Below are 14,795 nucleotides of genomic sequence, written 5' to 3' on the forward strand. Positions count from 1 at the left end.
TTTCTCGCACCGGCCCCTCGTCGTTCGCGCCACGCCGGGCGGTGGCGGCCCCCTGCACGGCGCGCCGTCACGCGCGGGGAGCCTGCCAGACATCCGTCGCGGCACGAATCCCGCCGGGGTGCGCTAGGGTGGAGGGGTTGCAGCTTTTCTTTAACTCCCGTCCTGTGAGGCGGAGAAGGGGGGCTCGAATATGGGGTCGCGTACGGTTCTGGAAGAATCCGAAATCTCGCGAGCACTGACTCGAATCTCGCACGAAATCATCGAAGCGAACAAGGGCGTTGAGGGGCTCGTCCTCGTGGGCATTCCCACTCGAGGCACCTCGCTCGCCCAGCGCATCGCCGGGCAGATCTCCCGGATCGAGGGCACCGACGTCCCGGTCGGAAGCCTCGACGTCACGATGTACCGCGACGATCTCGCGAAGCATCCCACGCGCTCTCCGCGGCCGACCGAGATGCCGGTCGGCGGGATCGACAACGCCACCGTCGTCCTCGTCGACGATGTGCTGTTCTCGGGCCGTACGGTGCGCGCCGCGCTCGACGCGCTCAACGATCACGGTCGCCCGCGCGCGGTCCGCCTCGCGGCGCTGATCGACCGCGGCCACCGGGAACTCCCGATCCGAGCGGATTACATCGGCAAGAATCTGCCGAGCTCGAAGCACGAGCGGATCTCGGTGCGCCTCGTCGAGCACGACGGCGTCGACGAGGTCACCATCTCGCAGGACGAGGCCCCCGCGGAGGCCGCGCGATGAGGCATCTGCTCGGCACCAAGGGGCTCACGCGCGACGAGGCGATCCTGATCCTCGACACCGCAGAGGAGATGGCGGCCACGCAGCAGCGCGAGGTCCGCAAGCTTCCCACGCTGCGCGGGAAGACGGTCGTGAACCTGTTCTTCGAGGACTCGACGCGGACGCGGATCTCGTTCGAGGCCGCGGCGAAGCGGCTCTCGGCGGACGTCATCAACTTCAGCGCGAAGGGCTCCTCGGTCTCGAAGGGCGAATCGCTCAAGGACACGGCGCAGACCCTGCAGGCGATCGGCGCCGACGGCGTGGTGATCCGCCATCCCGCGTCGGGCGCCCCCGAGCGGCTCGCGACGAGCGGCTGGATCGACGCCGGCGTGCTGAACGCCGGCGACGGCACGCACGAGCACCCCACCCAGGCCCTGCTGGACGCGTTCACGATGCGCAGGAGGCTCTTCGGCGAGGCGAGCCGCGGGCGCGATCTCGATGGCGTCTCCGTGGTGATCGTGGGCGACATCGCCCACTCCCGTGTGGCCCGCTCCAACCTGTGGCTGCTCGACACCCTCGGCGCGAAGGTGAGCTTCGTGGCACCGGAAACCCTGATCCCGTTCGGATCGCGCGGCTGGCCGGTCACGATCCACCACTCGCTCGACGAGGCGCTCCGTGCCGAACGGCCCGACGTGGTCATGATGCTCCGGATCCAGAGCGAGCGCATGCACGCCGCCTTCTTCCCCAACGAGCGCGAGTACGCCCGCAACTGGGGGCTCGACGATCCCCGGGTCGCCGGTCTCTCGGACCGCGCCATCATCATGCACCCCGGCCCCATGAACCGAGGGCTCGAGATCTCGTCAGGCGCGGCCGACTCGCCGCGCTCGACGGTGCTCGAGCAGGTCGCCAACGGCGTCTCGGTTCGTATGGCCGCCCTGTACCTTCTGCTGTCCGGCGAACGAGGAGTTTCCGAATGACCAATCCCGGCATCCTGATCCGCAACACCCGCATCGCGGCCGATCTCACCGAGCGCGGCGCCGACATCGCTTCGGCCCCCGCCACCGACCTCCGGATCGACGGCGGCCGCATCGTCGAGCGCGGCACCGGCCTCGAGGCCCGAGAGGGCGAGCGCGTTATCGACGCCGCCGGCCTCGTCGCGCTGACCGGCCTCGTCGACCTCCACACCCACCTGCGCGAGCCCGGCTTCGAGCAGTCCGAGACCGTGCTCACGGGAACCCGCGCGGCGGCTGCCGGCGGTTTCACGAGCGTGTTCGCGATGGCGAACACCCTCCCGGTGCAGGACACGGCCGGCGTGGTCGAGCAGGTCAAGGCCCTCGGCGACGCCGCGGGCTACGCGACCGTTCGCCCGATCGGCGCCGTCACCGAGGATCTCGCGGGGGAGCGGCTGAGCGAGATCGGCGCGATGGCCCAGTCCCGTGCACAGGTGCGCGTCTTCTCCGACGACGGCAAGTGCGTGCACGATCCGCTGCTCATGCGTCGCGCCCTCGAGTACGTCTCGACATTCGACGGCGTGATCGCCCAGCACGCCCAGGATCCGCGCCTCACCGAGGGGGCGCAGATGAACGAGGGACCGCTCTCGAGCGAGCTCGGCCTGAAGGGCTGGCCTGCCGTCGCCGAGGAGTCGATCATCGCCCGCGACGCTCTCCTCGCCGAGCACACGGGGGCCCGCCTGCACGTCTGCCACCTCTCGACGGCCGGATCCGTCGAGGTCGTGCGCTGGGCGAAGGCACGCGGGATCAGGATCACGGCGGAGGTCACCCCGCACCACCTGATCCTCACCGAGGATCTCGTGCGCAGCTACGATCCTCGCTACAAGGTCAACCCGCCGCTCCGCCGCGAGGAGGATGTGCGCGCGCTGCGCGCGGCCGTGGCGGACGGGGTCATCGACATCATCGCGACGGATCACGCCCCCCATCCCGTCGAGGCGAAGGAGTGCGAGTGGGATGCCGCCGCGTTCGGCATGGTCGGTCTCGAGTCGGCCCTCCCGATCGCGATCCTCACCTTGATCAGGGAAGGACACGCCAGCTGGGCGGAGCTCGAGACGCTGCTCTCGCACCGGCCCGCGGAGATCGGCCGACTGGAGGGCGCGCCCGAAGCGCTCGTCGAGGGAGCGGTCGCCGATCTCGTGCTCGTCGACCCGTCCGGATCCAGCGAGTTCGATCTCGACCGCCTGCGGGGCCAGAGCATCAACTCGCCCTACCTCGGGATGGAGGTGCCCGGACGCGTCGCGTTCACCGTGCGCCACGGCTACCTCACGCTCGACGACGGCGAGCTGGTCCCGGCCGAGGACGTCGCTGCCGCGGCGGCGAGCACCGCGGTGACCGCGGGGGTCGAGCAGTGAATCGCGCAGAGTTCGCCCTGCTCATGGCCGGGATCGCCGCGGCGATTCTCGTGTTCATGTGGCTCGCGTGGCGCGCTCGAGCCCGGCGGGATGCGCCCGAGGGCGTCATCGCGGGCTCACTCGACGTCGCCCCGCTCACCGGCGAGGTGATCGCCGAGTTCCCGCGCGCCTCCTACGTCTCCACGACGCCCGCGGGCGCCCCGCTCGAGCGCGTCAGCATGCCGGGACTGCGCTACAAGGGCTTCGCCGACGTCGTGCTGCGCCGCGACGGCGTATTGATCGCGGTCACGGGCGAGAAGCCCGTCCTGATCCCCGCCGATCACGTGATCGGCTCCACAACCGCCGGCAGCAGGATCGGCAAGACCGTCGAGCGCGACGGCCTCTCCCTGCTGCGCTGGCGCTCCGAGAACCGCGCCGGCCAGCAGCGCGAGCTCGAATCCAGTTTCCGGCTCGCGGACGCCCGCGAGCAGCACCGCTTCGCCGACGCGATCAGCGTGGTCGCCGGCGCAACCCAGACCGAGAATCCCAGCACACCCCAGGAGGATGCGTGACCACCAATACGTTCGAAGTGACGGCGCCGCCCGCAGCAGCGGTGCCCGAGGGCGCCGCAGTGCTGGTGCTCGAGGACGGCACCCGCTACGCGGGTCGCGCGTACGGCGCCACGGGGCGCACGCTCGGGGAGGTCGTGTTCTCGACCGGCATGACCGGTTACCAGGAGACGCTCACCGATCCCTCATATGCCGGCCAGATCGTCCTGATGACGGCCCCGCACATCGGCAACACCGGCGCGAACGACACCGACATGGAGTCCCGCAAGATCTGGGTGTCCGGTTTCGTCGTGCGCGATCCCGCACGCCGCGTCTCGAACTTCCGCGCGCAGCGCTCCCTCGACGAGGACCTCGTGGCGGACGAGGTCGTGGGCATCTCGGGCGTCGACACCCGCGCGATCACGCGCCGCATCCGCTCGGCCGGCGCCATGCGCGCCGGTATCTTCTCGGGCGCGGAGCTGGCGCTCAGCGACGAGGAGCAGCTCACAGCGGTGCGCGAGCAGGCCGGCATGGCGGGGAGGAACCTCTCCGACGAGGTCACGACTCCCGAGCGCTACGACGTTCCCGCCGCCGAGGGCGTCGAGCGCGTCGGCTCGATCGCGGTGCTCGATCTCGGGATCAAGCGCGCCACGGTCACCTACCTGTCCGAGCACGGCTTCGACGTGATCGTGCTGCCCGCGCGCACCACGCTCGAGGAGATCCGCGCGATCGCGCCGGACGCGCTGTTCTACTCGAACGGACCCGGCGATCCCGCGGCGAGCGACGCGCAGGTGCTCGTGCTGCGCGAGCTGCTCCGCGACGGCATCCCGTACTTCGGGATCTGCTTCGGCAACCAGCTGCTCGGCCGCGCGCTCGGCCTCGACACCTACAAGCTGCCCTTCGGTCACCGCGGGATCAACCAGCCCGTGCTCGACAAGCGCACGGGCCGCGTCGAGATCACCGCGCAGAACCACGGCTTCGCGGTGGACGCCCCGATCGAGGGCGAATTCCCCGCGCCGGAGGGCTTCGGCCGCGTGCAGGTCAGCCACTACAGCCTGAACGACCAGGTCGTCGAGGGCCTCGAGTGCCTCGACATCCCCGCCTTCTCCGTCCAGTACCACCCCGAGGCCGCGGCCGGTCCGCACGACGCCTTCTATCTTTTCGATCGTTTCCGCGCGCTGGTCAGGGACCGCGCCGCCGGCACCGACGTCCAGGGAGCCTAAAGCCACATGCCCAAGCGTTCAGACATCAATTCCGTCCTCGTCATCGGCTCCGGCCCGATCGTCATCGGCCAGGCCTGCGAGTTCGACTACTCCGGCACCCAGGCCTGCCGCGTGCTCCGCGAGGAGGGCGTCCGCGTCATCCTCGTGAACTCGAACCCCGCGACGATCATGACCGACCCCGACTTCGCCGACGCCACCTACGTCGAGCCGATCACGCCCGAGGTCATCGAGTCGATCATCATCAAGGAGCGCCCCGACGCGATCCTCCCCACCCTCGGCGGCCAGACCGCGCTCAACGCGGCCATGGCGCTGCACGAGCAGGGCATCCTCGAGAAGCACGGCGTCGAGCTGATCGGCGCGAAGGTCGAGGCGATCCAGCGCGGCGAGGACCGCCAGATCTTCAAGGACCTGGTGCTCGAGGCCGGCGCCGACGTGGCCCGCTCGCACATCGCGCACACGATCGAGGAGGCGAAGGAGTTCGCCAAGGATCTCGGCTACCCCCTCGTGGTGCGCCCGTCCTTCACGATGGGCGGTCTCGGATCGGGCTTCGCGTACACGGAGGAGGAGCTCGTCCGCATCGCGGGCGACGGCCTCCACTACAGCCCGACCACCGAGGTGCTCCTCGAGGAGTCGATCCTCGGCTGGAAGGAGTACGAGCTCGAGCTCATGCGCGACACCTCCGACAACACGGTCGTCGTGTGCTCGATCGAGAACGTCGACGCCGTCGGCGTGCACACGGGCGATTCGATCACGGTCGCGCCCGCGCTCACCCTCACTGATCGGGAGTTCCAGAAGCTCCGCGACATCGGCATCGACATCATCCGGCGCGTCGGCGTCGACACCGGCGGCTGCAACATCCAGTACGCGATCGACCCGAAGACCGGCCGCATCATCGTCATCGAGATGAACCCGCGCGTCTCCCGGTCCTCGGCGCTCGCCTCGAAGGCCACGGGCTTCCCGATCGCGAAGATCGCCGCGAAGCTCGCGCTCGGCTACCGCCTTGACGAGATCCCGAACGACATCACGCAGAAGACCCCGGCGAGCTTCGAGCCGACGATCGACTACGTGGTCGTGAAGGCGCCCCGCTTCGCGTTCGAGAAGTTCCCCGCGGCCGACGACACGCTCACGACGACCATGAAGTCGGTCGGCGAGGCGATGGCGATCGGCCGGAACTTCACGACGGCGCTGCAGAAGTCGCTCCGCTCGCTCGAGAAGCGCGGCACCTCGTTCCACTGGGGCGAGGAGAATCGCCCGGTCGCGGAGCTGCTCGAGACGATCAAGCGTCCGACGGACGGCCGCATCGTCGACGTGCAGCAGGCGCTCCGCCTCGGCGCGTCGATCGACGAGGTGTACGCCTCGACCGCGATCGACCCCTGGTTCCTCGATCAGATCCAGCTCATCAACGAGGTCGCCGAGCAGGTCAGGATCGCCCCGCAGCTCACGCTCGAGGTGCTGCGCGAGGCCAAGGACCACGGCTTCTCCGACGCGCAGATCGCCGCGATCCGCGGGGTCTCCGAGTCCGAGATCCGCGGCCTGCGCCACGGCCTCGGCCTGCGTCCCGTCTTCAAGACCGTGGACACCTGCGCTGGCGAGTTCCCGGCGCTCACGCCGTACCACTACTCGTCGTACGACTTCGAGACCGAGGTCGTGCCGTCGGACCGCAAGAAGGTCGTCATCCTCGGCTCGGGCCCGAACCGCATCGGCCAGGGCGTCGAGTTCGACTACTCGTGCGTGCACGCGTCGTTCGCGCTCTCCGAGGCCGGCTACGAGACGATCATGATCAACTGCAACCCGGAGACGGTCTCGACCGACTACGACACCTCGGATCGCCTCTACTTCGAGCCGCTCACGCTCGAGGACGTGCTCGAGGTCATCCACGCCGAAGCCGCCGCGGGCGAGCTTCTCGGCGTCGTCGTGCAGCTGGGCGGCCAGACGGCGCTCGGCCTCGCGCAGCCGCTCAAGGACGCGGGGATCCCGATCCTCGGGACCACGCCCGAGGCGATCGACCTGGCCGAGGAGCGCGGCGCGTTCTCCGGCATTCTCGATCGCGCGGGCCTGCTCGCGCCGCGGAACGGCACCGCGATCGACGAGGAGGGCGCGATCCGGATCGCCGAGGAGATCGGCTACCCGGTGCTCGTGCGCCCCTCCTTCGTGCTCGGCGGCCGCGGCATGGAGATCGTCTACGACCGCGACTCGCTGCACGGCTACTTCGAGCGCATCGAGGGCCACGCCCTCGTCGGCCCCGGCCACCCGCTGCTCGTCGACCGCTTCCTCGACGACGCGATCGAGATCGACGTCGACGCCCTCTACGACGGCGAGCAGCTGTATGTCGGCGGCGTGATGGAGCACATCGAGGAGGCCGGCGTGCACTCGGGCGACTCGAGCTGCACGCTGCCGCCCGTCACGCTCGGCCACGACCAGATCGCCGAGGTCCGCGAGGCCACGCTCGGTATCGCAGCCGGCCTCGGGGTCCGCGGCCTGCTGAACGTCCAGTTCGCGATCGGCCAGGGCGTGCTCTACGTGCTCGAGGCGAACCCGCGCGCGTCCCGCACCGTGCCGTTCGTGTCGAAGGCGCTCGGGATCCCGCTCGCGAAGGCCGCGTCGCGGATCATGGCGGGGGAGACCATCCAGCAGCTCATTGATCAGGGATTCCTGCCCGAGCGCGACGGTTCTCGCGCGCCCATCGACGCGCCGATCGCCGTGAAGGAGGCCGTGCTCCCGTTCAAGCGCTTCCGCACCCACGAGGGGCTCGTGGTCGACTCGCTGCTCGGGCCGGAGATGCGCTCCACCGGCGAGGTCATGGGCATGGATCGGGACTTCCCGACCGCCTTCGCGAAGAGCCAGTCGGCTGCCGGCAGCGAGCTGCCGAAGGCCGGGACCGTGTTCCTCTCGGTTGCCGACCGCGATAAGCGCTCGGTCGTGCTGCCCGCGCTCCGCCTCGTCGAGCTGGGCTACCGGCTCCTCGCGACGCAGGGCACCCAGGTGGTGCTCGGACGCAACGGGATCGAGTCGGAGGTGGTGCGCAAGCACTCCAAGCAGGCCGAGGGCGAGACGATCGTCGACCTGATCAACCGCGGCGAGGTCGACATGATCATCAACACGCCCTCGGGCAGCTCGGCCCGCGCCGACGGGTACGAGATCCGCGCGGCGGCGGTCGCGGCCGATAAGCCGATCTTCACGACGGTCTCCGAGCTCTCGGCCGCGGTGGGAGCCCTGTCCGCGCAGCGCGACGGCTTCGATGTGAAGTCGCTGCAGGAGTACGAGATCGACCGCGTGTCCGCGCGCGAGGCAGCCGCGCGATGACGGATCGCACTTTCGGGGGCCGGCTCGCCGCGGAGTTCGCAGCGGGCCGGCACCTGTGCGTGGGCATCGACCCGCACGCCCCGCTCCTCGCGGACTGGGGCCTCGCCGATGACGCGGCCGGCGCGGAGCGCATGGGCCGGGTCGTCGTCGAGGCCGCGGCCGGGCTCGCGGCGTGCGTGAAACCGCAGATCGCGTTCTTCGAGCGCTTCGGATCCGCCGGATTCGCAGCTCTGGAGCGCGTGCTTTCTGATGCGCGTGCTGCGAATCTCCTGGTAATTGCCGACGTGAAACGAGGCGATATCGGCACCAGTTTCGCGGCCTACGGGGACGCCTGGCTCACCCCCGGGTCACCCCTCGAATCGGACGCGATGACCGTTTCGGCCTATCAGGGCTTTGGAACACTCACCGGAGCGTTACGTCACGTTCGCGAACACGGGAAGGGAGTCTTTGTGCTCGCGGCGACCTCAAATCCTGAGGCGCGAGAGGTGCAGATGGCACAAAGAATGGACGGAAAAACCGTCGCCGCCGCTATGGTGGACGATGCGGCCGCCTGGAACCGGGCGGAGGCTCCACGGGAAGCCGTGGGGTCTGTCGGAGTGGTACTCGGTGCCACGCTCGATCTCGCAGACTTCGGGATCGATACCGGCGCCAAACCGGACGGACCTGCACTCCCCGTACTTGCCCCAGGCTTCGGCCACCAGGGCGGGCGCGTGGAGGAAGCGCGAACGCTCTTCGGGGGAATTGGGCACGCGCTGCTCGCGAATGAATCGCGGAGCATCCTGGCCGGGGGGTCAGCCGGGATCACCGAGAGGATTCGGGAGCGCGGGGCTGCGATCGCCGACGCGCTCGACGACCGTCGAGCGTAATCTGGATTACAGACCTAAGGGGAGAGCACGATGACGGGTAGTGGGGCAACGACCACGCGAGAGATGCCGAAGGTGGATCGCATCGCAGCGAACCGCGCAGCGATCGCGGCGCGACAGGCCAGAGCCGAGCTGAAGCGGAAGCTTCGGGCGGGGGAGATCTCACCCCTGCGCGTGCTCGAGCAGTCCCGGGTCCCCGGAACCCCGGCGGCCTCGCTGCGGATCACCGACTACCTGCTCTCCTTTCCGGCGATCGGCGCCGTCAAGGCCGAGCGCGTGCGCAACGAGCTGGAGATCTCGGATCGCAAGCGTCTTGGCGGTCTGGGCAAGCTGCAGCGGGATCGCCTCGAGTTCTTCGTGCGCGAGCGCACGGGGGCCGGCGCTGACGCGGATCGCCCGCCGCTCACCGTGCTCGCCGGCCCGACGGCCGTCGGCAAGGGCACCGTCGCCGCCTATGTGCGCGAGCACTACCCGGAGATCAAGCTCTCCGTTTCGGCGACCACCCGCTCGCCCCGCCCGGGCGAGGTCGAGGGCTCGCACTACTACTTCGTCGACGATGAGGGCTTCGACCGCATGCTCGCGGGCGACGAGCTGCTCGAGTGGGCGACCGTCCACAACTCCCACCGCTACGGAACGCCGCGCGGTCCCGTCCTCGAGGCCGCAGAGCGCGGCGAGGCCATGCTCCTCGAGATCGACCTCCAGGGCGCCCGCCAGGTGCGCGCGAGCATGCCCGAGGCTCGTCTCGTGTTCCTCGCGCCGCCGAGCTGGGAAGAGCTCGTCAACCGCCTGGTCGGTCGCGGCACCGAGGACGCCGAGGAGCGTGCTCGCCGCCTGGAGACCGCGAAGGTCGAGCTCGCGGCCGCCGAGGAATTCGACGAGGTCATCGTGAACGACGAGGTGCCGCGGGCCGCCGCTCGCCTCGTCGAGCTCATGCGCGGGGGAGAGTAACCCCCGTTCCGGTGCGCCACGGGGGTCCGCGAGACCCTGAGGGTTAGGGTGGATCCGTGCATCCGACCATGACCGACTTCCTCGCGATCCTGTCGGACCCCCGTGCCACCGAGGCCGCAGCGCACGGCGCGACGCTCGACCCGAAGCAGTTCCTCGGGATCCCGCTCGCGCTCATCGGCGCAGCGCTGCTGGCCTTTGGCGCCCAGTATCAGTCCCGCGGGCTCAACAAGGTCGAGCGGATGGTCGGCTCGGGAGCCGGCTCGGGACTGTCCTTCACGCACCTCAAGCGGCTGATCAAGCGGCCCTCCTGGCTGATCGGCACGGTCCTGCTGGGCCTCGCGGTCGTCTTTCAGATCGGCTCGCTGTCGCTCTCGCCGCTGACGATCGTGCAGCCGATCGGGGTCGTGGGGCTGGTGATCACGTCGATCCTGAATTCCCGCCTGAGCGGGGTCCGCCTCGGCAAGCGCGTGCAGAGCTCGATTGCGCTGGCCGTGCTCGGCATCGTCGTGTTCGTGACGATCGCGGCGTTCAACTCCGTCGACCTGCCCGTCACGGATCAGAAGCTGATCACGATCCTGATCACCTTCGCGGTCGTCTTCGTGCTCGCCTGCCTGCTCTTCCTCGGGCTGCGCCACCGGGGCGTCGCGCTCGTCTACATCGTGGGTGCCGGCGTGCTCTACGGCTTCGTGGCAACGTTCGCGAAGGCCGTGATCGGGCGTCTGCTCCAGGGGGAGTTCGAGTGGCTCACCTGGGCGTGCGTGCTCGCGCTCATCCTCGGCGCCCTGCTCGGCATGGTGTTCGTGCAGAACGCGTACTCCTCGGGGCCGCCCGACCTGGTGGTTGCGGGGCTCACGGTGATCGACCCGATCGTCGCGGTGCTCATCGGCATCGTGGTGCTCGAGGAGGCTGCCCACGCGCCGCTCTGGGCCACCGTCGTGTTCGTCATCTCGGGCGCGGTCGCCGTGATCGGGGTGCTCGGGCTCGCCCGTTTCCACCCGCAAACGGGAAAGTCGGTGGATGACGCCGTCGAGCACGGGGAGCTTTCGGCAGCAACCGCGGGGCCCGATGCCGTCGCCTCGGAGGGCGACCTGGACCCGTCACCCGCTCACGACTCCGGACTCCCCGGGACCGGGGACCAGGGCGAGCGGGCTTGAGCGGTCGCCGGGCCGGCGTCGTCCCGGGAAGGCAGCCGGGCGAGCGTTCGCCAGCAGCGTCGGGGAGTCTCCCGGTTTCTCGGGGGAACCCCTGCTCATTGGCATAGCCTGAGGAGAGCGCGGCGCCAGGATCGCTCGGTGGGCGCGCGGAAGGAGCCCCGATGACCATGTCCCCGTTCCCTGCCCGGCGCGCCTCGGCGTCGGCTTCTCCCGCGGGAGGACGTTCTGCAAGGATCGGCGGGGTCATCGCCGGGGTGATCGTCGCGCTGGCCGGCGTCGCGTTGGTGATCTGGCCATTCTTCTCGGCGAGCTGGCTCCTGGTCCTCATCTTCGGGACCGCGATCATCGCGAACGGCATCGCGGTGCTCGTGCGCCGCGGTCCCGGCTCGCTCGTCGGCGGAACGCTCCTGATCCTGCTCGGCGTCTTCGCGATGGCGTTCACTCCGACGACCGCGAGCGTTCTCGTGACCCTGCTCGGTGGATTCCTCGTCGTGGTGGCGATCGGGTGGCTGGCGGTCGGTTCGCGGCTGGCGGGCGCGCGCCCGCTGGTGCTCATCCCGGGAATCCTGCTCCTCGTCGCCGGTATCGTCGCCCTGATCTGGCCGAGCATTGCGCTCAGCATCATCGCCGTTGTCACGGGGGTCGTGATGATCGCCGTCGGCGTGATGATCGTGCGCGGTGCGGTTTCCGTCCGCCGCACCCCGGCTGCGGAGGAGACGATCATCATCGTCGACCGCCCCGATGCGGGCGGCGCCGGCGGTGCTTCGCCCGTCGGGAGTTCCGACCGCTAGGCCAGCACCGCTTTGGCCCGTGCTCGGTCGGGGAAAACGGGACCGGGCGGTGCGCTGTTGGGCAGACAGCGCACCGCCCGGAATCAGTGGGGAGGCTCGTGCGGGTTAGCCCGCGTGCCCTCCGGCGCTCGCGTCCTCGGGTGATGCGGCGATCGCCCCGTCGTGCCCTCCGGCGATGCCCCGCTTGCGCTTGTTCCGCTGCACGAAGAAGAAGGCGATCACGGTCAGGATCAGGCACGGAATACCGAAGGGCAGCGTGGCCCTGAACTGCTCGGTAAAGGCCGTCGACACGGTCACCGCGATCATCATGAGGGCGCCGAGATAGGCCCCGATCCGCGATCCCTTGATCCGGTAGCCGAGCTTCTCGCCCTTCGCCGCGAGCTTCTTCCGGAAGAGGATGTGCGTCAGGAAGATCATGAACCAGGTGAACATCGCGCCGAACATCGAGACCGCGAACATCATCGTGAACGCCTCATCCGGGTAGAGGACGTAGATGATCGTCGCGACCGCGATGCCCGCGGTCGAGAGCAGCAGCGCGTTGAGCGGCGCGCCGTTCTTCCGGACCTTGCCGAACGCGCGGGGCGCTTCGCCCGCGCGCGAAAGCGAGTACATCATGCGCGTGGAGATGTAGAGCTGGCTGTTCATCGCGGACAGGGCGGCGATGATCACCACGAAGTTCAGGATCGAGTCCGCGAACGGAATGCCGACGACCTGCATGACGGTGACAAACGGGCTGCCACCGGCCATGATCTCCGAGACCGGGGCGATCATGACGATCAGGGTCAGCGTGGCGAAGTAGAAGACGAGCAGGCGGAGAATCGTCGCCTTGAAGGCCTTCTTGACGGCGGCCTCGGGTTCCTTGGCCTCGCCGGCCGCGACCGCGATCATCTCGATGCTGAGGTAGCTGAAGATCGAGACGATCACCGCGAACCACATGCCGGTCAGGCCGTTCGGCATGAAACCGCCCTCCGCCGTGACGTTCTTCACGCCGTAGTCCTGGTTGCCGCTGAAGAACACGAGCCAGGCCGCGATGATCACGAACGCGATGATGGCGAACACCTTGATCGCCGAGAACCAGTACTCGAGGGTGCCGAAGTTCTTCACGTTCATGGCGTTGACGAGGATCAGCGCCGCCGCGAACACGACGACCCAGATCCAGGGCGGAACACCGGGGAACCAGAGCTGCATGTACTCGCCCACGGCGGTCACCTCCGTGCCGACGGCGAGGACGATGCAGATCCAGTACATGTAGCGGGTGAGGAAGCCCGCGAGCGGCCCGATGTAGTACTCGGCATAGGCGCCGAACGATCCCGAGGTGGGGTGCTTCACGGTCATCTCCGCGAGGACCGCCATCAGCATGAGGGCGATCGCGCCGCCGATCATGTAGCTGAGGATCACGCTCGGACCGGCGAAACCGATCGCGAACTTGCTGCCGAGGAAGAGTCCCGTGCCGATCGCACCGCCGAGCGCGATCATGCCGAGCTGCCCCGCGGTCAGGGTCTTCTTGAGCCCGATCTCCCGGGTTTGGATATCGCTGAAATCTTTACTCACTGTCGCTCTCCTTCGGGCGGCTGATGTGCGTGATGGGGAGCGGCCTAGGTGACGGCGCCGCGGATCTGGAACTCGGGTGCGCGCCACAGTTCCTCGTCGAGCACCCGGCGCAGGGTCTCGACGGCGTCCCAGACGTCGGCGTAGCCCAGGTAGAGCGGGGTGAGGCCGAACCGCAGCACCTCGGGCTCGCGGTAGTCGCCGACCACGCCGTTCGCGATGAGCGCCTGCATGACGGCGTAGCCCTCAGGGTGGCGGAAGCTCACGTGGCTGCCGCGTTCGCTCTCGTCGAGCGGGGTGACGAGCGTGAGGGGGTGGTGGGCGAGCCGCGTCTGCACGAGCTCGATGAACAGGTTCGTGAGCGCGAGCGACTTGGCGCGCAGCTCGGCCTGGTCCACCTCGAGGGCGATGTCGACGCCGACCTCCATCGTCGCGAGGGAGATCATGGGCTGCGTGCCCACGAGGAAGCGGCGCGCGCCGTCCGACGGGGTGTAGTTGAGGGCCATCTCGAACGGGACGTTGTGGCCCCACCACCCCGAGAGCGGGTTCTGGGCGCGATCCTGGTGGCGCGCGGCGAGCCAGAGGAACGCGGGGGAGCCCGGGCCGCCGTTGAGGTACTTGTAGGTGCAGCCGACGGCGAAGTCGGCGTCGGCCGCATCGAGCTCCACGGGAGCCGCGCCCGCGGAGTGGCAGAGATCCCAGATGGCGAGCGCGCCGGCGGCGTGGATCTTCGCGGTCACCCCGGCCATGTCCCACATGCGGCCGGTCCGGTAGTTGACGTGCGTCAGCAGCACGACGGCGACGTCCTCGCCGAGCGCGGCGTCGATATCGTCCGGACCGTCGACGAGGCGCAGCTCGTAGCCGCGATCCAACAGGGTGATGAGGCCCTCGACCATGTAGAGGTCGGTGGGAAAGTTCTCGCGCTCCGAGACGATCACGCGGCGCTCAGGATGATCCTCCGCCTGGATCCCGATCGCGGCACCGAGCGCCTTGAACACGTTGATGGAGGTCGTGTCGGTAGCGACTGCCGCGCCCTCGGAGCCGCCGAGCAGACGCGCGAGCTTCTCGCCGATTCGCACCGGGGTCTCGAACCAGTCGTTCTTGCCCCAGCTGCCGATGAGGTCGGTGCCCCACTCGCGCGTGACGACATCGGCCGCGCGCGCGGGCGCCGCGGCCGGAAGCACGCCGAGCGAGTTGCCGTCGAGGTAGATGAGGCCGTCCGGCAGTGTGAACCGCTCGCGGAAATGCGCGATCGGATCGGCGGCATCGGCGGCGACGCAGGCCTCGCGGGTGGTGAGCTCTGACATGGGATCTCCTTCGTGTTCGGGAGCGGGCGGCGATGGGGTGCGCCC

The 14,795-nt window shown here is 69.2% G+C and carries 12 protein-coding genes; 10 read left to right on the forward strand and 2 right to left on the reverse strand.

Annotated features, from left to right (window positions below; genetic code table 11):
* Positions 1-190: 190 nt before the first annotated feature.
* The 10 genes from pyrR to JD292_RS03900 all read left to right on the forward strand — a co-directional run bounded on the left by pyrR (position 191) and on the right by JD292_RS03900 (position 11,895).
* The gene (gene pyrR / locus JD292_RS03855; protein WP_200131393.1) at positions 191-748 is read left to right on the forward strand and encodes a bifunctional pyr operon transcriptional regulator/uracil phosphoribosyltransferase PyrR; all 558 of its coding nucleotides are present in this window, start codon (positions 191-193) and stop codon (positions 746-748) included.
* Entirely contained in the window at positions 745-1,701 is a 957-nt protein-coding gene (locus tag JD292_RS03860) for an aspartate carbamoyltransferase catalytic subunit (RefSeq protein ID WP_200131394.1), read from the forward strand. Before pyrR ends, JD292_RS03860 begins: the two co-directional genes overlap by 4 nt.
* Entirely contained in the window at positions 1,698-3,086 is a 1,389-nt protein-coding gene (locus tag JD292_RS03865; protein ID WP_200131395.1) for a dihydroorotase, read from the forward strand. The genes JD292_RS03860 and JD292_RS03865 overlap by 4 nt, the downstream gene beginning before the upstream one ends.
* Positions 3,083-3,637 (forward strand): PH-like domain-containing protein, encoded by a 555-nt coding sequence (locus tag JD292_RS03870; RefSeq protein WP_200131396.1) that lies wholly within the window; start codon positions 3,083-3,085, stop codon positions 3,635-3,637. The genes JD292_RS03865 and JD292_RS03870 overlap by 4 nt, the downstream gene beginning before the upstream one ends.
* Positions 3,634-4,836, forward strand: coding sequence for a glutamine-hydrolyzing carbamoyl-phosphate synthase small subunit (carA, locus tag JD292_RS03875; protein ID WP_369411135.1), 1,203 nt, complete (start codon positions 3,634-3,636; stop codon positions 4,834-4,836). Before JD292_RS03870 ends, carA begins: the two co-directional genes overlap by 4 nt.
* 6 nt (positions 4,837-4,842) lie before the next feature.
* Positions 4,843-8,139 carry a carbamoyl-phosphate synthase large subunit gene (carB, locus tag JD292_RS03880; protein ID WP_200131397.1) on the forward strand — a complete coding sequence of 1,099 codons (3,297 nt, stop codon included), beginning with the start codon at positions 4,843-4,845 and terminating at the stop codon, positions 8,137-8,139.
* On the forward strand, positions 8,136-9,005 hold the full coding sequence (gene pyrF / locus JD292_RS03885; RefSeq protein WP_200131398.1) for an orotidine-5'-phosphate decarboxylase: 870 nt from the start codon (positions 8,136-8,138) through the stop codon (positions 9,003-9,005). The genes carB and pyrF overlap by 4 nt, the downstream gene beginning before the upstream one ends.
* Positions 9,006-9,035: 30 nt before the next feature.
* Complete coding sequence (gmk, locus tag JD292_RS03890; RefSeq protein ID WP_200131399.1) at positions 9,036-9,950, forward strand: guanylate kinase; 915 nt, start codon at positions 9,036-9,038, stop codon at positions 9,948-9,950.
* A gap of 68 nt (positions 9,951-10,018) precedes the next feature.
* Positions 10,019-11,104 (forward strand): DMT family transporter, encoded by a 1,086-nt coding sequence (locus tag JD292_RS03895; RefSeq protein ID WP_200131567.1) that lies wholly within the window; start codon positions 10,019-10,021, stop codon positions 11,102-11,104.
* A 161-nt stretch (positions 11,105-11,265) separates the two neighbouring features.
* Positions 11,266-11,895 (forward strand): DUF308 domain-containing protein, encoded by a 630-nt coding sequence (locus JD292_RS03900; protein ID WP_233613269.1) that lies wholly within the window; start codon positions 11,266-11,268, stop codon positions 11,893-11,895.
* Between the two features lie 105 nt (positions 11,896-12,000).
* On the opposite strand, the gene JD292_RS03905 is transcribed toward JD292_RS03900, so the two are convergent.
* Positions 12,001-13,446: an amino acid permease gene (locus tag JD292_RS03905; RefSeq protein ID WP_369411137.1), complete on the reverse strand. Its 1,446-nt coding sequence runs from the start codon at positions 13,444-13,446 to the stop codon at positions 12,001-12,003.
* Between the two features lie 44 nt (positions 13,447-13,490).
* Positions 13,491-14,750 carry a kynureninase gene (kynU, locus tag JD292_RS03910; RefSeq protein WP_200131400.1) on the reverse strand — a complete coding sequence of 420 codons (1,260 nt, stop codon included), beginning with the start codon at positions 14,748-14,750 and terminating at the stop codon, positions 13,491-13,493.
* Positions 14,751-14,795: the final 45 nt, after the last annotated feature.

This window comes from Leucobacter edaphi, assembly GCF_016522535.1.
GTDB lineage: Bacteria > Actinomycetota > Actinomycetes > Actinomycetales > Microbacteriaceae > Leucobacter > Leucobacter edaphi.